Raw genomic sequence first — 18,129 nt, forward strand, 5'->3', positions numbered from 1 at the left:
ACTATAGCACATAGCGGCTAAGATCGGCCTTACCCGCCAAGTCGGCGAGATAGGTTTGCACATATTTTTCATCAACGACCACGCTTTCGCCGCTTCTGTCAGGCGCGGTAAAGCTCAGCTCCTCGAAAACACGCTCCAGCACGGTATAAAGGCGCCGCGCACCGATATTCTCGACCGATTTATTCACATCTGCCGCGATTTTTGCCAAGGCTTTGATCCCATCTTCGGTGAACTCAACAGTCACGTTTTCGGTCGCCATCAAAGCGGAATATTGGCGGGTCAGGGCATTATCGGTTTCTGTCAAAATGCGGGTGAAATCATCCTCAGTCAGTGCCTGCAATTCCACCCGAATGGGCAAGCGCCCCTGAAGTTCTGGCAACAGGTCAGAGGGTTTTGCGATGTGAAATGCACCAGAGGCAATGAACAGGATATGGTCTGTTTTCACAGGCCCATGTTTTGTTGAGACTGTTGTCCCTTCTATCAGCGGCAATAGATCACGCTGCACCCCTTCGCGGCTGACATCCGCCCCGCGGGTTTCCGCGCGCGCGGCGACCTTGTCAATTTCGTCAATAAAGACGATGCCATTTTCTTCAACGGCCCGAATGGCCTCTTTCGTGACGGTTTCTTGATCCAAAAGCTTATCAGCTTCTTCACCGATAAGGATTTCATAGCTCGCCGCCACAGTCATCTTCTTGCGGATTTTCCGCCCGCCAAAGGCCTTTCCGAATATATCACCAAGGTTCATGCCGCCGCCCATTGGCCCCATCTGGGGCTGACCTGGAACTTCAAACATGGCCATTGGGTTGGATTGATCCGCAACTTCCAATTCAATGACAGTGTCGTCCAATTCCCCTGAGCGGAGTTTCTTGCGAAACATCTCGCGGGTTTGGTCGCGCGCATCGGCGCCCGCAAGCGCCTCGATCACACGATCTTCGGCGGCTTTGTGCGCCTTGGCGGTAACCTCTTCGCGCATATGGTCGCGCACCATAATTTGCGCGGCATCTACCAGATCACGGATGATCTGCTCGACATCCCGACCAACATAGCCCACCTCTGTAAATTTTGTCGCCTCAACTTTGAGAAACGGGGCGCGGGCAAGTTTCGCCAAACGGCGGCTGATTTCTGTTTTACCCACCCCAGTCGGCCCGATCATCAGAATATTTTTTGGGTAAACTTCATCGCGCAAATCATCCCCAAGTTGCTTGCGCCGCCACCGATTGCGCAGGGCAACCGCCACCGCGCGTTTTGCATCGGCTTGCCCGATGATGAAACGATCCAATTCCGATACGATTTCGCGAGGGGTTAGGTCGGTCATTTTGCGATCCGCTCTACTGTGAGGTTGCCATTGGTATAGACGCAAATATCAGCCGCAATTTCCATTGCGCGGCGGGCCACATCTTCGGCGGATTTATCGCTATCCATCATCGCGCGGGCCGCGGCCAATGCGTAATTTCCACCCGACCCAATCGCGGCAATACCGTGTTCTGGTTCTAAAACATCGCCCGCGCCCGTGATGACATAGAGCTCGGATCCATCTGTGACGATCAACATCGCCTCGAGCTTTTGTAAATACTTATCCGTGCGCCAATCTTTCGCCAATTCAACACTGGCGCGCTGTAATTGGCCTGGTGTTGCCTCAAGCTTTGTTTCGAGACGCTCAAGCAAGGCAAATGCATCTGCTGTCGATCCTGCAAATCCTGCGACCACCTCATACCCGCCCGGGGAAAGGCGGCGGACTTTGCGTGCTGTGCCTTTGATCACGGTTTGGCCAAGACTGACTTGACCATCACCTGCAACCACAACCTCGTTACCCTTGCGCACACCGATAATGGTTGTGCCATGCCAATCTGGAAAACTATTCGACATGTTTACCCTTTCATGTTCCGCCCAATATGAAAGCGGCGCGATCAGATCACAACCACCGCTTTGGCCAATTTTTGCGGCGGGGCACACGAAAGGCCAGCATCGGCATCATCCATGCTTTGCGAAATCTATTAAGATCAAGCGATTCATGAACACCTGTCACGGTCTCACCATTGATTTTGGTTCGCACCATGGCACGGTTGTAAAATGGGGCGTCCAACATGGGCCGAACCTCATGTGGGGCAAAATCTGGATCCGCGCGGGTTTCACGGCGCACCCCCCAAAAAGCGGATTTAAACCTTGCAGTGCGCGGCGCATCAACGGGTGATGCGTTGCCCGTTTCATCAAAGGCAATGGCGGCCGCAAGATTGCTGCCATCGCAGCGCGTTGCATCATAGAAGCAACAAGCGCCCTCTCGCGTTGGAAAGCGGCCCCATGTCCAGTAATCAAAATCTTCCTCCAAGGCGCGAGTGCCAAAATTGGCATCAAAATATCCATGCCCAGACCATGACCAACCTGCATTTTCGAGACGAACCTGGATATCGGCAACGGGTGCGAAAGGGCGCCAAATATGCGCACCATCATCGCAGAGCGGCAATTCCACATTCGTCACTGCGCGTGGGGTTAGTGTTACTTTGCCGCGCAACCGCCCGCCATGTGGTGTTGTGCGTTCATCAATATGAATGGTGAGGGCTGAACCGTCCCAAGACAGGTGACTAGGGCCTATTTTCATTTCTGTTTCCGAAAGCTCTAGCGCATCTTGGCCCCGATCTGTCATCGTCCAACGGCCGCCTTTGCCATAGGTGACAACATTCAAGCAGCAATGATCTTCGGGGTCTTTGCGCCCCGACCAACGATACCACGGCGAGAAAACTGAACCGATGAAGGCGATGATCGAAATAGCCTTGGTTCCGTCATCGCTTATGCCGTCGATATACCACCACGCATAGCCGTTGGGCGGGACGGCAAGGTTAAAGCATGGTCCGTCAAGATCGCCTCGGCCGCGTGCCGTCCTGAGAGGCAGGCCATCGGAATTCCCGCCCCCGGATGGGTGCCGCCCCCCGCCAAGTATAGACCTTTGAGAGAGGTCCGCGCCCGTGGCCGTTTCAATGCTGCCGTCATTCCATGTGGGCTCAGCCCGTAAAGGGATCCGCGCGAGGCGGGAAACATCGTTGCGAAATCCTGTGGTGTCATCAATGCGCTGTCGGGGATCGGGTCGGGAAAGATCAACCCGCGATCCGCTAATGTTTGGAATGTCAGATGACGACATGCGGCCACCTCCCTTTCTGTTGGGGCCTCGGTCGGCGCGCCGTTCATGATAATTTCAAATCTTTGCAGCGCCGTATCTGTGTTAGAGTTGAGCCCAGAATCCTGAGCGCATATATAAAGCGTTGGATCACGCGGCAGCGCACCATTTTCGATAGGGTCAAATTCGCTGCGTTGGTCATCACCAAAAAATACGTTGTGATGGGCCAGGGTCTTGCCCCAAGCGCGGGAGGCGAAACTCCAAACATAGGCAGATAGGCTGCGCGGTTCGACCTGTGCGCGTGTGACACGCGGCGCGTGGTCTTGGCCCAAAAGCCCAATATGAATCGCGCGCGGGTCACCATTAAACACCACAATATCTGCCGCAACATGCCGACCATCTGAAAGGGTGACGCCAGTGACATGATCCGCATCTTTTGTAATGGCCTCGATGGATTGCCCAAGCTGAAACTCGATACCCATGGATTGCCCGATATTTTGCATCGCGCGGGCCAGTTGATGCACGCCGCCTTTGGCCCGCCACACACCCGCCGCCTCGGATTGCCAAATCAGCGAAAGCAGCGCGGGGCTAAGATAAGGGTTGCCGCCGACATAAGTGGAATAGCGCGCAAAAACTTGTGCCAAACGGGGATCGCTGAACCGCTTAAAAACCGCTTGCGCCAAAGTTTGGTGCGGGGCCATTGCGCGCATCAGATGGGGTGATTTCAAGACCGTGAGCGTCAAATCCGCTTGTCGCGGATGAGCGCGCAGCATCATTGGCCTCTCGAATGCTGAAAAAAGCGTGGCCGTATCTTGGTGGAATTTGAGAAACTCGCCGCGTGCCTTGGAACCTGAAAAGTGATCAATAGCTGTAAGCGTTTCTTCGAGATTAGCATGAAAATCTAACTCGCTGCCATCTGGCCAGAAATGGCGGGCAAGGATGTCATCCTGTGTTAGGGTCACATGATCCTCAAGCCTCAAACCTAATGTTTGAAACAGATCGTCAAACACATGGCGCATCGTCAGCACTGTTGGCCCCGCATCAATCGGCCCCGCAGCAGATGGCACTTGCCGCATTTTGCCGCCGACATGGGGCATCGCATCAAAGACTGTGACCTGACATCCCGCATGCGCGAGGCGCAGCGCGGCTGAAAGACCGCCCATACCTGCACCGATCACGACGGCGCGGGGCCTGACAGGTGCAATAGGGCGGGTCACAGTGTTGCGTCTTTCATTAGGGCCACTCTCGAGATTATGTCAGATATTGTTGACATATTCCCGTAAACTGTCCAGTCTAATTTACATATGCGTGGGATCCTCCGCGCAAACCTCGATGAAGGCTGAGTGACCATGTCCCTGTCCGCCCGCATAGAATCAGCGATCTCTGCTGCCCTCTCTTTAGCCATGAAAGAGCCTGCACCGCGCAAATTGGCGCAAGCCTTGGATCATGCCGTCAATCCGGGCGGTGCGCGGATCAGGCCGACAATCTCGCTTTCTGTGGCGAAGGCCTGTGGGGATGATAAGCCGAATCTTTCCAATGCGGCATGCGCGGCGATTGAGCTTATCCACTGCGCCAGCCTCGTTCATGATGACCTGCCCTGTTTTGACAATGCAGATTTGCGGCGCGGAAAGCCCACGGTGCATATCGCCTATTCGCAACCCATTGCGGTTCTCGCGGGTGATACGTTGATTGTTTTGGCCTTTGAGGTCTTGGCTCGTGCCGCGGTGGATGATCCACTGCGGGCAGTTGAGATGATCAAAATCCTAAGCCAAGCCACAGGCATGCCCAATGGAATTTGCGCAGGCCAAGGCTGGGAAAGCGAAGATAAGATAGACCTGTCCGCTTATCATCGGTCGAAAACAGGCGCGCTGTTTGTTGCCGCCACCAAAATGGGTGCCGCTGCTGCGGGAGAAGATCCCGAACCTTGGACAGAACTGGGAGCTCGGATTGGTGAGGCATTCCAAGTTGCCGATGATCTGCGTGATGCGCTTTACGATGAAAAAACCTTGGGTAAGCCTGTGGGTCAGGATGATCTCAACGGGCGACCCAATGCTGTTTCACAACTGGGCGTGCGCGGCGCTGTTTCGCGGTTGGAGGATATTTTATCTGGCGCGATTGCCTCGATCCCGTCTTGTGCGGGTGAAGCGGCGCTGTGTGACATGGTGCGCGTATATGCAGAGCGGCTTACGCCTGTTTTGCCCGCACATCACGCGGCCGAATGAGATATGGCTGCTATTTCCCCAAGTGACGAACCGCGCCCAAAATTTTGGGATAAATGGCGCGCGCGCTATTTGGATTTGGTGGGTTCGGCTGCATTTCAATCATGGGCCGCGCATTCCCTTTTTACGCGTGCGACTGCAAAACGGGATGGCGAGCGGCTCTTTGATTTGGTGGCAGGCTTTACCTATAGCCAGATTTTGCAGGCTTTTGTTGCGCTTGATCTGCCACGCCATTTGCGCGCCCGCCCTGCTTATCCTTCCGAATTGGCCGCGAAGTTGGATGCGCCCGAAAGACGGATTTCTGTCTTATGTCAGGCCGCAGCCAGTCTTGGGCTTTTGACCCGTTTGCGGGATGGGCGCTATGCCTTGGCGCGGTTAGGGGCCGCGATCAATGGCGTGGGTGGCCTGCGCGACATGATCTTGCACCACGATATTCTATATCGCGATTTGGGCCCTGCCGAAGGGTTTTTTCGGGGGGAAACAGACCCAGACCTTGCACGGTTTTGGCCCTATGTTTTTGGGGCCGCCGCCGCGGAAGATCCTGCTACGGCAGAGCGCTATTCGCATTTGATGTCAGAGACGCAAAATCTTGTAAGTGACGAAATCCTCTCAAGTCTGTCCTTTGGGAAGGCGCAGCATGTCATGGATATCGGGGGTGGCACGGGTGTGTTCTTGGCGGCCTGCGCCAAGGCCCATCCAGATGTTCAAGTGACCCTTTTTGATTTGCCGCAGGTGGCGGCACTGGCCCAAGATCGGTTTGAGCGCGCAGGCATTGCCGCGCGGGCCACGATTGTCTCGGGCAGTTTCCGCGATGATCCTTTGCCAATTGGGCCAGATCTTATTACCCTCATCCGCGTTCTTTACGATCACGAAGATGAAACCGTCCTTCGATTGTTAAAATCGGTTCATGCCGCTTTGCCCGAAGGCGGTAAGATCGTCATCGCCGAGCCGATGTCAGGCGGGCAAACGCCAGATCGCAGCGCGGATGCGTATTTCGCGCTCTATTGTATGGCGATGGGCACAGGCACAGTCCGCAGTGCCGCCCAAATCGGCGAATTATTGTCGAAAGCAGGGTTTGCGCGGGTTTCGCCCGTCAAAACGGGGCGTCCATTTGTGACGCGGATCGTTACAGCTGAAAAGACTGTCAACAAAAGCTGACAATCTTTTTGTGTAAACTGTCCATTTTAATTGACATACAGTGCTGTAATATTAAACTGACACATGACTCAAAGTGGAATCTCATTGCGTCTTGAGGTGTGATTTGATCCGAAAACCAAGGGGAAGTGCGACAGTGCACGCGACCGCCGTCATACTCGAAGGGCTTAAGAAAATAGGGCTCGGACAGGTTAGCCTCGTGGCGCCTTCGCCTGAGGATATGGTTGTGCGCGTGTGTCACTCTGGCATTTCCACGGGAACCGAAAAACTGTTCTGGTCTGGCCGCATGCCGCCCTTCCCAGGCATGGGTTATCCCCTGATCCCCGGCTATGAAGCCGCTGGTGAGGTCGTTTCAACACCGAAAAATTGTGAATTTTCGGTTGGTGATCATGTTTTTGTTCCGGGCGCGAATTGCTACGGCGATGTGCGTGGCCTGTTTGGCGGCGCGTCTTCCATGTTGGTTACAGCGCCAGAGCGCGCCGTGCGTATTGATCGTGCAAGCGGCCCTGAAGGCGCGCTTTTGGCTTTGGCTGCCACAGCCTATCATGCGCTCGCGGGCCATGACTTGCCTGATCTGATCGTGGGACATGGCGTATTTGGTCGTCTCTTGGCGCGTCTTACTTTGGCGCTGGGCGGCCCCGCCCCGACTGTATGGGAGGTTAATCCTGCCCGTGTTACAGGCGCAGAGGGATATCTCGTTACCAATTCCACCGATGATACGCGCCGTGATTATCGCTGCATCTACGATGCTTCGGGCGTGGCGGCGTTGTTGGATGAAATGATCGGGCGCCTGACCAAGGGCGGTGAAGTCGTCTTGGCAGGTTTCTATCCCGAATCTCTCGAATTCGCCTTTCCGCCCGCCTTCATGCGTGAGGCGCGGCTGCGGATCGCGGCGGAATGGACGCGCGCCGACTTGGTCGCTACCCGCGATTTGATCGAAGCGGGACAGCTCAGCCTTGGTGGTTTGATCACGCATCAACTGCCCGCCGCAGAGGCAAGCCTCGCCTATCCTCAAGCCTTTGAAGATGCCACTTGCCTGAAAATGATTTTGAATTGGGAGAAGCCAGAATGACCCTCGATGTTCCCAATCTCAAGGATTTCGATGCCCGCCTGCGCGATGAGGCGCAGCAGGAGCCGACCCTCGAAGTGCCTCAGGGCGAACCCACCAAGAGAACGCAGATCATTGCGATTTATGGGAAAGGCGGCATCGGTAAAAGTTTCACCCTTGCCAATCTCAGCCATATCATGGCCGAGCAAGGAAAGCGGGTTCTCTTGATTGGTTGTGATCCGAAATCCGATACGACCAGCCTGCTTTTTGGCGGCAAAGCCTGCCCAACGATCATTGAAACCTCGACCAAAAAGAAATTGGCAGGCGAGGAGGTGAAAATCGGGGATGTCTGCTTCAAGCGTGGCGGTGTCTACGCGATGGAGCTTGGTGGGCCAGAAGTTGGCCGCGGCTGTGGTGGGCGTGGGATCATCCACGGCTTTGAGCTGCTTGAGAAGCTAGGCTTCCACGACTGGGATTTTGACTATGTCCTGCTCGACTTCTTGGGCGATGTGGTCTGCGGCGGGTTTGGCCTGCCGATTGCCCGTGACATGGCGCAGAAGGTGATTCTGGTTGGATCAAATGATCTGCAATCTCTGTATGTGGCGAACAATGTTTGCTCGGCGGTGGAATATTTCCGCAAAATGGGCGGCAATGTGGGTGTCGCGGGTTTGGTCATCAACAAAGATGACGGCACGGGCGAGGCTCAGGCCTTTGCCAATGCGGTGAATATACCCGTTTTGGCCTCGATCCCTGCGGATGATGATCTGCGCAAGAAATCTGCGAATTACCAAATCGTTGGGACGAACCAAAGCCAATGGGGCGCGCTTTTTGCGGCTTTGGGTGAAAATGTCGGCGAAGCGCCGCCGTTGCGACCAACGGCGCTGAGCCAAGATGAATTGATCGGCCTTTTCGATGGCAAGGATACAGGTGCGGGCATTGTCCTAGAGCCTGCAACCGAAGCCGATATGCGCGGCAAGAACGCCGCGCCGAAAAAGTCGCTTGAAGTAATTTATGACGAGGTTTGAGGAAGAATGTCCGAAGAAGTGAGATATGATGCCGCCGATGAGGTCGAGGTAATCCTCGGCCAAGATCGCGCTGATGCATCTGCCGCTTCGGATGGGCAGACCCCGCCCGAATTGGGGCAGGGTATGGGTTGCCATGCAGGGGTGGCCGAAATGGAAGCCGCCGCGCGCATGGCGGGGAAATCCGAAATTCTTGATCAATATGCCCGCGATTACCCGCAGGGGCCGCATGATAAACCCCAAAGCATGTGCCCTGCCTTTGGCAGTTTGCGTGTAGGGTTGCGGATGCGCCGCGTGGCATCGATTTTGTCTGGCTCGGCCTGCTGTGTCTATGGCCTCAGCTTTGTCAGCCATTTTTATGGCGCGCGCCGTTCAGTCGGCTATGTGCCTTTCAACTCGGAAAGTTTGGTTACGGGCAAGCTCTTCGAGGATATTCGGGATGCCGTTCACGAGATGGCAGATCCCGCGCGCTATGACGCGATTGTGGTGACCAATCTTTGCGTTCCGACCGCCTCTGGTGTTCCGCTGCGTCTCCTGCCGCAGGAGATTAACGGTGTTCGGATCGTGGGCATTGATGTGCCAGGATTTGGAATTCCCACCCATGCCGAAGCCAAAGATGTGCTTGCAGGCGCTATGTTGAATTATGCCCGTAAAGAGGTGGAGGCTGGCCCCGTCCAAGCCCCTGTTTCGGGCAAATCAGATCGCCCGACAGTGACCCTGTTGGGCGAGATGTTCCCAGCTGATCCCATTGGGATTGGTGGGATGCTCGCGCCGCTCGGTCTGGCGGCAGGTCCGGTCGTTCCCTGCCGTGAGTGGCGCGAGCTCTATTCTGCCTTGGATAGCGAAGTGGTGGCAGCAATCCACCCGTTTTACACATCCGCCATCCGAGAATTTCAGGCCGCAGGCCGCACGATTATTGGTAGCGCCCCCGTTGGATATGACGGCACAGCCGCATGGCTGTCTGCGATTGGTGCGGCTTATGGTGTTGCGGCGGATCAGATTGCTGCTGCACAAAACGCCTTTTTGCCCGCGATCAAAGGTGCGCTTGCCGCCCAAAAGATCAACGGAACGATCACCTTGTCGGGCTATGAGGGGTCAGAGCTTTTGGTCGCGCGCCTGTTGATCGAGAGTGGGGCCGATGTGCCCTATGTTGGCACGGCCTGCCCTAAAACACCTTGGTCAGAGCCTGATTTGGACTGGCTAACAGCTAAGGGCGTTAAGGTTAAATTCCGCGCAAGTCTCGAAGATGACTGCGCCGCGATGGAAGCAATCAAGCCTGATCTTGCTATCGGCACGACCCCTGTTGTGCAGAAGGGAAAAGAGCTTGGCATCCCAAGCCTGTATTTCACCAATTTGATTTCCGCGCGTCCTTTGATGGGGCCAGCGGGTGCAGGGTCTTTGGCGCAGGTGGTCAACGCTGCCATGTCAAACAAAGACCGCATGGATCATATGCGCGCCTTCTTTGAAGGTGTTGGTCACGCGGATACAGCAGGCATTTGGGAAGGCAGCCCAAATGAGCGGCCTGATTTCCGCGCCACGCATCAGAAAAAACTCGACAAAGCGGCCCGTGCCGCCAAAGCGCAGGAGATGATCTGATGTTGATCCAAGATCATGATCGCGCGGGCGGATATTGGGGGGCGGTTTACGCCTTTACCGCCGTCAAAGGATTGCAGGTGGTCATCGATGGCCCAGTGGGTTGTGAAAACCTGCCCGTCACATCGGTTCTGCATTACACCGATGCGTTGCCACCCCATGAATTGCCGATTGTGACCACGGGTCTTGGCGAGGAAGAATTGGGCCGTGATGGCACTGAGGGCGCGATGAAGCGCGCGTGGGGCACGCTAGACCCCGCGCTTCCTGCCGTTGTTGTCACGGGCTCGATTGCCGAGATGATTGGCGGGGGGGTCACACCGCAAGGCACCAATATTCAACGCTTTTTGCCGCGCACCATTGATGAGGATCAATGGGAGGCCGCAGATCGTGCCATGACGTGGATTTTCACGGAATTTGGTATGACCAAGGGGCGTATGCCGCCCGAGAAACAGCGTGAAGAAGGGTCTGCGCCGCGGGTCAATATTCTTGGGCCGATGTATGGCACCTTTAATATGGCTTCTGATCTGCACGAAATTCGCCGCCTTGTGGAAGGTATCGGGGCCGAAGTGAATATGGTCATGCCATTGGGCAGCCATTTGGCCGAAATGCGCAACTTGGTTAATGCCGATGCCAATATCGTGATGTATCGCGAATTTGGGCGCGGTTTGGCCGAGGTTTTGGGCAAGCCCTATTTGCAAGCGCCCATTGGGGTTGAGTCGACCACGAAATTCCTGCGCCAATTGGGCGAGATGCTGGGCCTAGATCCCGAGCCTTTTATCACCCGCGAAAAGCATTCGACCCTCAAGCCTGTTTGGGATTTGTGGCGGTCGGTCACGCAAGATTTCTTCGCAACGGCCAATTTTGGCATCGTGGCGAATGAAACCTATACCCGCGGCATTCGGCATTTCCTTGAAAGTGATCTTGGGTTGCCCTGTGCCTTTGCCGTGGCACGCACAGCAGGCAAAAAAACCAACAATGACGAAGTGCGCAGCCTGATTTCTGCAAAGCGTCCCTTGGTCTTGATGGGATCCATCAACGAGAAGATGTATCTCGCGGAAATGAGCGCGGGTCATGGCCCTCGCCCGTCTTTCATCCCTGCAAGTTTCCCTGGCGCCGCGATCCGCCGCGCCACGGGCACGCCCTTCATGGGATATGCAGGCGCCACTTATCTTTTGCAGGAAATCTGCAACAGCCTGTTTGATGCCTTGTTCCATATTCTTCCGCTTGGCAGCGAGATGGACAGCGCCAAAGCAACCCCGACAACATTGCGCCGCGATTTCCCATGGGACGCTGATGCGCAGGCGTTGCTCGACAAAATTGTTGCCGAACACCCCGTTTTGACACGGATTTCGGCAGCCAAAACTTTACGCGATGCCGCAGAAAAAGCCGCGCTTGAAAGCGGGGCTGAGCGGGTCGTGAAAGAAACGGTGGCGCAACTCGCGCCGCGCCGTTTTGAGACGCTGAACGAGGGAGGCGTATAATGACAGATATTAGCTCCAACACCCAGATTGCGCGGTCAAAGCCGCCCAAAACGGAGTTCATGATTTACTTCGGGATCATTTTTCTCGCGACCTTGCCGCTTGCCACGCTCACTTGGGGCTTGGCTGCGCTGCGCACAGGAAGCTTGACGGAAAAAGGCCCCGTAAAGCGCGCTTGGAGCCAAGCGCGGATTATCACGCCGATGATTTTTTCGGCCTGATCCTCTCACTCAGCCGCCGTTCGAGACTGATTAGACCCAGTCAAGGCGCATAGGTGAGACGATAAAATTCTCGGCGTGACGACCGGAGCCGACACAAGTTCGCCAATGCGGGGTGACTACCCGCGTGGGTGGAATGCCGACAAGACAATGAGGTTTTGTCGGGGCCCGGCCGCAGGGTGTGCGGCACTAGTCAAACGTTCCGGAGGAAAGTTCATGGCTGGTAACACCGATCTGTCCTTTACAGGTCTGACCGACGAGCAGGCGCAAGAGCTCCACTCGGTGTATATGAGCGGCCTTTGGCTGTTCGCAGGTATCGCCCTGCTTGCTCATATCGCCACGTATATCTGGCGCCCGTGGTTCGGCTGAGGAGAAAGACATGTCCAAATTTTACAAAATCTGGCTGATCTTCGACCCGCGCCGCGTCTTCGTGGCTCAGGGCGTCTTTCTCTTCTTGCTCGCTGCAATGATCCACTTGGTGGTTCTGAGCTCGGGTCTCAACTGGTTTGAGGCTGCAGCTGCAGCAGGCATGTAAGAGTTAGGCCCGCCGCCTGCGGCGCGCCTGATATGCCTTATGACATCGCTGCGGGCGGGCTGCCCGCCCGCAGCTAACCGACCAATAACGGACGGCTAAGTGGAGATGATCCAAAGCCGCCAAACGCGGAGACAGACGCATGGCTTTGCTAAGCTTCGAAAGAAAATATCGCGTCCGCGGAGGGACGCTGATTGGCGGCGATCTGTTCGACTTCTGGGTTGGCCCTTTCTATGTGGGCTTCTTTGGGGTGACCACGATCTTCTTCGCTGCCCTTGGAACCATCCTGATCTTCTGGGGGGCGGCCATGCAAGGCACGTTCAACCCTTGGACGATCAATATAGCCCCACCTGACCTCTCATACGGGTTGGGCATGGCCCCGCTGCTCGAAGGCGGCCTTTGGCAAATCATCACGATTTGTGCCGTTGGTGCCTTTGTATCTTGGGCCTTAAGAGAAGTTGAAATCAGCCGAAAGCTTGGCATGGGCTATCATGTTCCATTTGCCTTTAGCTTCGCGATTTTGGCTTATGTGACATTGGTTGTTGTGCGCCCCTTGTTGCTTGGCGCATGGGGACATGGCTTCCCCTACGGCATCTTTAGCCACCTCGATTGGGTATCCAACGTTGGGTATTCCTATCTGCATTTCCACTATAACCCAGCCCATATGATCGCGGTGACCTTCTTCTTCACCACGACCTTTGCCTTGGCGCTGCATGGTGGTTTGATCCTATCCGCGGCGAACCCTGAAAAAGGTGAAGAAGCGAAAAGCCCTGATCACGAAGACACGTTCTTCCGTGATTTCATCGGCTATTCCATAGGCACTTTGGGCATCCACCGCCTGGGTCTGTTGCTGGCTTTGAATGCTGGTTTCTGGAGCGCGGTTTGTATCGTGATCTCTGGCCCCGTTTGGACAAGCGGTTGGCCTGAATGGTGGAATTGGTGGCTGACACTGCCGATCTGGCCAGATCCAAGCCCGATCCACGCGGTTTCGGGAGGGATGTAAACCATGGCCTATTTCGAATATCAAAACATCTTCACGCAGGTGCAGGTGCAGGGCCATCCCGAGATGGGGATGGACAATGAAAACAACTTGGCGGCCGAGCGCACGAAGTCGGCCTCCTTCTCGACCCTCGCAGGTTTGATTGGCAACGCGCAGCTTGGCCCCGTTTATCTGGGTTGGGCAGGCACGATCAGCTTGGCGACAGGTTTGCTGTGGTTCAACATCGTTGGCCTCAACATGCTGTCCCAAGTGGGTTGGTCGATCCCCGAGTTTATTCGTCAACTGTTCTGGTTGGCGCTTGAACCTCCTGGGCCTGAATATGGTCTGAGCATTCCACCGCTGAACGAAGGCGGCTGGTATATCATCGCAAGCTTCTTTCTGCTTGTTTCGGTGATGTCTTGGTGGTTGCGCACCTATCTTTTGGCTGAACAGCATAAGATGGGCAAACATATCGCCTGGGCCTTTCTGGCAGCGATTTGGTTGTTCCTTGTGTTGGGTCTGTTCCGTCCCGTCTTGATGGGCCAGTGGAGTGAGGCAGTGCCTTACGGCATTTTCCCACACCTTGATTGGACGACAGCCTTCTCAATCCGTTACGGGAACCTCTACTATAACCCGTTCCACGCACTTTCGATTGTGTTCCTTTATGGCTCGGTGCTGCTCTTTGCGATGCATGGCGCGACCATTCTGGCGGTGTCGCGCTTTGGTGGCGACCGTGAATTGGAACAGATCTATGATCGTGGCACGGCATCCGAACGCGCCGCTTTGTTCTGGCGCTGGACGATGGGCTTTAACGCCACAATGGAGGGGATTCACCGTTGGGCTTGGTGGTTTGCGGTCTTAACCCCGATCACAGGTGGCATCGGCATCCTTTTGACAGGAACCGTGGTGGATAATTGGTTCATCTGGGCGCAGGAGCATAATTTTGCACCAGAGTATCTCGCGCCCTATGGTTATGAAGCTTACGGTAGCTACGAGGGCTTCCTTGGTCAAACCACGGGAGGAAACTAAGATGTTGCCTAAATGGTTCAACGAATGGAACGAGAAAAATCCAACTAATGTATTTGGCCCTGCCATTTTAGTTGGTGCGGCCGGAGCTGCGGTCTTTGTAGCAGCAATGCTGGTGAATTTCGGTCAGCCGTTCAAAACAGACACGCTGCAAACTGGCCCGCGCGGGACAGGGATGGGTGTGCCTGAATTCCAAGCCGATTTGGCGGCCTCTTATCCTGACGCGGATAATTTCTACACCACCGAGCCAATTGTTCCCGAAGCCAATGCGCGTCCGATCCGTATCGTGCGTGCAGATGCAGAGCCAACCTTGGGTTATTTGACACCTGAGAATTATGATCGATTGGTCGAGGCAATGCGTATTTGGACAGGCATCCCCGACCTCTTTGCAGGCGAGGAAAACTACCAAACCGTGGTGGCGCGGAACATGATCGAGATGACCCAGAATATTAATGAATTCTGGGGGGGTCACGTTAACGCCAATGCGGAAGTGGGTGTCACCTGCTACACCTGTCACCGTGGTCAGCCCGTGCCAAATAATATCTGGTTCGAAGTGTCGCCTGTGAATGAAAACGCAGGCGGTTGGTCAGCAAACCAGAACCGCGTGACGATGGTGTCAAACTCGACATCATTGCCCTCGGATTATCTGGAAACCTACCTGCTCTTGAACGAAGATGGCCAGTATAACCGCATCGGTGTGCATGATCTAGCTTCGCGCGTGCAGCAGATGGACGGGGATCCGCTGATCCAACATGCAGAACGCACTTATGCCTTCATGAATTACATTGCGAATTCTTTGGGCGTGAACTGCACCTTCTGTCACAACACGCGGGCCTTTTACGATGCGGCACAGGTCACCCCACAATGGGCGACCGCAACGCTTGGCATTCAGATGGTGCAAGAGGCGCTTGACCTCTACATCCTGCCATTGGCTGATGTTCTTCCTGCAGAACGACTTGGGCCTGTGCATGGTGATGTGCCTAAACTGGCCTGTCGCACCTGTCACCAAGGGCAGCAGCGTCCACTGCGTGGCTTGAACGTGATCGCGAATTGGCCTGAGCTTGCCACAACATCAGGCGAGCCTGACTATTCGGCCTTTCAGTGATGTTTGGCTGCGGCCAAAATAAAACCCTGTTCTGCGGTATAGATACTATATCGCAGAACAGATCAGACCATCAGAACTCACCTATCGTCCCTTCGTAGGTGCGCCTTGCCACGGGTTTGGGGTTTACCCACCCGTGGTTTTTTCTGGCTTGGGAGGGCTGGAAAGATGACACGACCAACGACCGAGCTTCTAAACCGCATTCATAGCCCCGCAGATTTGCGCCGCATGAGCGATGACGAATTGGCCCGCCTTGCGGATGAGTTGCGCGCTGAGACGATCTCCGCTGTGTCGGAAACGGGTGGCCATCTGGGATCAAGCCTTGGTGTCGTTGAGATCACTGTGGCAATCCACGCGGTGTTCAACACTCCCTATGACAAGCTAATCTGGGATGTTGGGCATCAATGCTATCCGCATAAGATCCTGACAGGTCGGCGTGATCGCATCCGCACCTTGCGCCAAGAGGGTGGTTTGTCGGGTTTTACAAAACGCAGTGAATCGGCTTTTGACCCGTTCGGTGCGGCACATAGCTCCACCTCAATTTCTGCTGCGCTGGGCTTTGCCATGGCGCGTGAATTGGGTGAGGCCACTGGAGACGCTATTGCCGTCATCGGCGATGGATCGATTTCCGCAGGTATGGCCTATGAGGCCATGAACAACGCGGGCGATTTAGGGCGGCGCTTATTCGTGATCCTGAATGACAATGATATGAGCATTGCGCCCCCAGTTGGGGCTATGTCCCGCTATCTGCAAGATTTGGCGAAACATTCGCCGCTTTCGGCATTAAAGGATATTGCCGATGGCATGGTGCCCCTTTTGCCCGAGCCATTTCGTGCGGGCGCGACCCGTGCGCGAGAATTGGTAAAAGCGCAAATTGGCGATCTGCCGCATGGGGAAAACCTGTTTGAGCATTTGGGTTTTGACTATATCGGCCCGATTGATGGTCATGATATGGGCGCGCTCCTAGAGACGCTGCGCCATGCGAAAACCCATGCCACTGGCCCTGTTTTAATCCATGCGGTGACAGTAAAGGGCAAGGGATATGCGCCTGCCGAAATGGCGGATGATTGCTATCATGGTGTGGCGAAATTTGACCCGAAAACTGGTGTTCAGCAAAAGGCTACCGCCAATGCGCCTAGTTATACGGGCGTCTTTGGCAAACGCCTTTTGGCTGAGGCGCAAAATGACCCCAAAGTCGTTGGTGTCACAGCGGCCATGCCAGGCGGCACGGGTCTGAACGTAATGCAGCAGGCCATGCCACATCGTATTTTCGATGTGGGTATTGCTGAACAACATGCGGTGACATTTTCCGCCGCTTTGGCCGCAGGTGGCCTCAAGCCATTTTGTGCGATTTATTCTAGCTTCCTTCAGCGCGGTTATGATCAGATTGTGCATGATGTGGCGCTGCAAAATTTACCTGTGCGCTTTATGATTGATCGCGCAGGATTGGTGGGCGCCGATGGCCCGACACATGCAGGCGCATTTGACATCAATTACCTCGCGGCCCTGCCCAATATGGTGGTGATGGCTTGTGCGGATGAGGCGGAGTTGGTCGATATGATCGCGACCGCTGTCGCCTATGACGATGGGCCAATTGCGCTGCGTTATCCGCGCGGTGAGGGCACTGGCGTTGCCATGCCTGAAAACGGGCAGATATTGGAAATTGGTAAGGGCCGCATTCTGCAAGAAGGCAGTGATGTTGCCCTGCTGAGCCTTGGGGCGCATTTGTCCGAAGTGCAGGAAGCTGCCGCCGCCTTGGCCGCGCGCGGCATCTCTGTCACCATCGCGGATGCAAGATTTGCCAAGCCGCTGGATACAGATTTGGTGAATGATCTGGTCGCCCATCACAAGGCTATTGTCACCGTTGAACAAGGCTCTGCACTCGGGTTTGGTGCCTTGGTTTTACATCATCTTGCCGCCACAGGCCGTTTGGATGGTGGCGTGTCTATCCGCACTATGCATCTGCCTGATCGGTTCATTGAACATGCAAGCCCCAAGGCGATGTATCGCGATGCGGGATTGGCGGCTGATGATATTATGCGCGCAGGCTTGGCCGCGCTTGGCATTGCCGCGCCGAATTTTGAGCAAGACAGCAAAGTCGCAAAATTGAAACGCTAGACCTTTGCGTCAGCGCCAAAAATCTTTGCCGCGTGTTCCTCAAGATAGATCCTGAGCCAAGGGGTAAAGCTCTGCGGCGCTGCTTTGACGCGGGCCGATAGACCATCGAGATCCATCCAAGCAATATCGACCACCTCATCGGGATTGGGTGTTGGCTCAATCTGAGGGGGCAACGCGCCGACAAATATATCGACAAGTTCATGCTCGATGAGCCCGCCGCCAACATCTGCTCGGTATTCCACGCGATCGCGTTTTTCCAACGCAATGATGGGTAGGCCCAGTTCCTCGCCCAATCGGCGTTGCGCACAGCTAAGTGCATCTTCGTTCCAATGTGGGTGGGTGCAGCAGGTGTTCGTCCAAAGTCCAGGTGTATGGTATTTGGACAAGGCGCGCCGCTGCATCAATACCTTTGTCCCGCGCATCAGAAAGACGGAAATCGCCTTATGACGCAGTCCGCGCTGATGCGCCAACAGCTTGTCTACGGGTTTTAGCTCATCCCCGATCCATGCAGGGATCATGACATCATCCAT

Annotated in this window: 18 protein-coding genes; 13 read left to right on the forward strand and 5 right to left on the reverse strand. The window is 55.3% G+C overall.

The features are described from left to right. Position 1: 1 nt before the first annotated feature. Genes hslU through crtD form a run of 4 tightly spaced genes read right to left on the reverse strand, consistent with a single transcriptional unit; the run spans position 2 to position 4,326 of the window. The gene (gene hslU / locus AAC621_RS06685) at positions 2–1,315 is read right to left on the reverse strand and encodes an ATP-dependent protease ATPase subunit HslU (RefSeq protein ID WP_340253495.1); all 1,314 of its coding nucleotides are present in this window, start codon (positions 1,313–1,315) and stop codon (positions 2–4) included. Continuing rightward, positions 1,312–1,866: an ATP-dependent protease subunit HslV gene (gene hslV, locus AAC621_RS06690; protein WP_340253497.1), complete on the reverse strand. Its 555-nt coding sequence runs from the start codon at positions 1,864–1,866 to the stop codon at positions 1,312–1,314. The genes hslU and hslV overlap by 4 nt, the downstream gene beginning before the upstream one ends. 46 nt (positions 1,867–1,912) lie before the next feature. Next, positions 1,913–2,788 (reverse strand): carotenoid 1,2-hydratase, encoded by an 876-nt coding sequence (gene crtC, locus AAC621_RS06695; protein ID WP_340256381.1) that lies wholly within the window; start codon positions 2,786–2,788, stop codon positions 1,913–1,915. After that, the gene (gene crtD / locus AAC621_RS06700) at positions 2,785–4,326 is read right to left on the reverse strand and encodes a 1-hydroxycarotenoid 3,4-desaturase CrtD (protein ID WP_340253500.1); all 1,542 of its coding nucleotides are present in this window, start codon (positions 4,324–4,326) and stop codon (positions 2,785–2,787) included. The genes crtC and crtD overlap by 4 nt, the downstream gene beginning before the upstream one ends. Before the next feature lie 132 nt (positions 4,327–4,458). Here crtD and AAC621_RS06705 point away from each other — a divergent pair, with 132 nt between their 5' ends. The 13 genes from AAC621_RS06705 (at position 4,459) to dxs (ending at position 17,599) form a co-directional block, all read left to right on the forward strand. Beyond that, on the forward strand, positions 4,459–5,331 hold the full coding sequence (locus tag AAC621_RS06705) for a polyprenyl synthetase family protein (RefSeq protein WP_340253503.1): 873 nt from the start codon (positions 4,459–4,461) through the stop codon (positions 5,329–5,331). Positions 5,332–5,334: 3 nt separating this feature from the next. Continuing rightward, positions 5,335–6,486 (forward strand): methyltransferase, encoded by a 1,152-nt coding sequence (locus AAC621_RS06710; protein WP_340253506.1) that lies wholly within the window; start codon positions 5,335–5,337, stop codon positions 6,484–6,486. Between the two features lie 133 nt (positions 6,487–6,619). Then, on the forward strand, positions 6,620–7,555 hold the full coding sequence (gene bchC, locus AAC621_RS06715) for a chlorophyll synthesis pathway protein BchC (protein ID WP_340253509.1): 936 nt from the start codon (positions 6,620–6,622) through the stop codon (positions 7,553–7,555). Further along, the gene (locus tag AAC621_RS06720) at positions 7,552–8,556 is read left to right on the forward strand and encodes a chlorophyllide a reductase iron protein subunit X (RefSeq protein WP_340253512.1); all 1,005 of its coding nucleotides are present in this window, start codon (positions 7,552–7,554) and stop codon (positions 8,554–8,556) included. The genes bchC and AAC621_RS06720 overlap by 4 nt, the downstream gene beginning before the upstream one ends. 6 nt (positions 8,557–8,562) lie before the next feature. Further along, positions 8,563–10,149 carry a chlorophyllide a reductase subunit Y gene (gene bchY / locus AAC621_RS06725; RefSeq protein WP_340253514.1) on the forward strand — a complete coding sequence of 529 codons (1,587 nt, stop codon included), beginning with the start codon at positions 8,563–8,565 and terminating at the stop codon, positions 10,147–10,149. Continuing rightward, positions 10,149–11,627 carry a chlorophyllide a reductase subunit Z gene (gene bchZ, locus AAC621_RS06730; protein ID WP_340243944.1) on the forward strand — a complete coding sequence of 493 codons (1,479 nt, stop codon included), beginning with the start codon at positions 10,149–10,151 and terminating at the stop codon, positions 11,625–11,627. Before bchY ends, bchZ begins: the two co-directional genes overlap by 1 nt. Beyond that, complete coding sequence (pufQ, locus tag AAC621_RS06735) at positions 11,627–11,845, forward strand: cytochrome PufQ (protein WP_317657094.1); 219 nt, start codon at positions 11,627–11,629, stop codon at positions 11,843–11,845. The genes bchZ and pufQ overlap by 1 nt, the downstream gene beginning before the upstream one ends. 213 nt (positions 11,846–12,058) lie before the next feature. Further along, positions 12,059–12,211, forward strand: a complete 153-nt coding sequence (gene pufB, locus AAC621_RS06740) for a light-harvesting antenna LH1, beta subunit (protein WP_213674587.1) — start codon at positions 12,059–12,061, stop codon at positions 12,209–12,211. Between the two features lie 10 nt (positions 12,212–12,221). Beyond that, entirely contained in the window at positions 12,222–12,377 is a 156-nt protein-coding gene (gene pufA, locus AAC621_RS06745; protein WP_340253520.1) for a light-harvesting antenna LH1, alpha subunit, read from the forward strand. Between the two features lie 139 nt (positions 12,378–12,516). Continuing rightward, the gene (gene pufL / locus AAC621_RS06750) at positions 12,517–13,377 is read left to right on the forward strand and encodes a photosynthetic reaction center subunit L (protein WP_340253523.1); all 861 of its coding nucleotides are present in this window, start codon (positions 12,517–12,519) and stop codon (positions 13,375–13,377) included. 3 nt (positions 13,378–13,380) lie between these two features. After that, complete coding sequence (pufM, locus tag AAC621_RS06755; protein ID WP_317657096.1) at positions 13,381–14,382, forward strand: photosynthetic reaction center subunit M; 1,002 nt, start codon at positions 13,381–13,383, stop codon at positions 14,380–14,382. Between the two features lies 1 nt (position 14,383). Further along, positions 14,384–15,484: a photosynthetic reaction center cytochrome PufC gene (gene pufC, locus AAC621_RS06760; RefSeq protein WP_340253526.1), complete on the forward strand. Its 1,101-nt coding sequence runs from the start codon at positions 14,384–14,386 to the stop codon at positions 15,482–15,484. Positions 15,485–15,649: 165 nt separating this feature from the next. Beyond that, complete coding sequence (gene dxs, locus AAC621_RS06765; protein WP_340253529.1) at positions 15,650–17,599, forward strand: 1-deoxy-D-xylulose-5-phosphate synthase; 1,950 nt, start codon at positions 15,650–15,652, stop codon at positions 17,597–17,599. Here the strand turns inward: dxs and idi are convergent. Then, a complete protein-coding gene (idi, locus tag AAC621_RS06770; protein ID WP_317657098.1) occupies positions 17,596–18,117 on the reverse strand; it encodes an isopentenyl-diphosphate Delta-isomerase in 522 nt (173 codons plus the stop codon). The two genes, dxs and idi, sit on opposite strands and share 4 nt — an antisense overlap. Positions 18,118–18,129: the final 12 nt, after the last annotated feature.

Source organism: Roseobacter sp. HKCC-CH-9208 (genome assembly GCF_037805125.1).
GTDB lineage: Bacteria > Pseudomonadota > Alphaproteobacteria > Rhodobacterales > Rhodobacteraceae > M30B80.

Coding starts and splice junctions, on each gene's coding strand:
- hslU (WP_340253495.1), bottom strand. CDS start 1,315: ATGACCGACCTAACCCCTCGCGAAATCGTATCGGAATTGGATCGTTTC.
- hslV (WP_340253497.1), bottom strand. CDS start 1,866: ATGTCGAATAGTTTTCCAGATTGGCATGGCACAACCATTATCGGTGTG.
- AAC621_RS06705 (WP_340253503.1), top strand. CDS start 4,459: ATGTCCCTGTCCGCCCGCATAGAATCAGCGATCTCTGCTGCCCTCTCT.
- AAC621_RS06710 (WP_340253506.1), top strand. CDS start 5,335: ATGGCTGCTATTTCCCCAAGTGACGAACCGCGCCCAAAATTTTGGGAT.
- AAC621_RS06720 (WP_340253512.1), top strand. CDS start 7,552: ATGACCCTCGATGTTCCCAATCTCAAGGATTTCGATGCCCGCCTGCGC.
- bchY (WP_340253514.1), top strand. CDS start 8,563: ATGTCCGAAGAAGTGAGATATGATGCCGCCGATGAGGTCGAGGTAATC.
- bchZ (WP_340243944.1), top strand. CDS start 10,149: ATGTTGATCCAAGATCATGATCGCGCGGGCGGATATTGGGGGGCGGTT.
- pufQ (WP_317657094.1), top strand. CDS start 11,627: ATGACAGATATTAGCTCCAACACCCAGATTGCGCGGTCAAAGCCGCCC.
- pufB (WP_213674587.1), top strand. CDS start 12,059: ATGGCTGGTAACACCGATCTGTCCTTTACAGGTCTGACCGACGAGCAG.
- pufA (WP_340253520.1), top strand. CDS start 12,222: ATGTCCAAATTTTACAAAATCTGGCTGATCTTCGACCCGCGCCGCGTC.
- pufL (WP_340253523.1), top strand. CDS start 12,517: ATGGCTTTGCTAAGCTTCGAAAGAAAATATCGCGTCCGCGGAGGGACG.
- pufM (WP_317657096.1), top strand. CDS start 13,381: ATGGCCTATTTCGAATATCAAAACATCTTCACGCAGGTGCAGGTGCAG.
- pufC (WP_340253526.1), top strand. CDS start 14,384: ATGTTGCCTAAATGGTTCAACGAATGGAACGAGAAAAATCCAACTAAT.
- dxs (WP_340253529.1), top strand. CDS start 15,650: ATGACACGACCAACGACCGAGCTTCTAAACCGCATTCATAGCCCCGCA.
- idi (WP_317657098.1), bottom strand. CDS start 18,117: ATGATCCCTGCATGGATCGGGGATGAGCTAAAACCCGTAGACAAGCTG.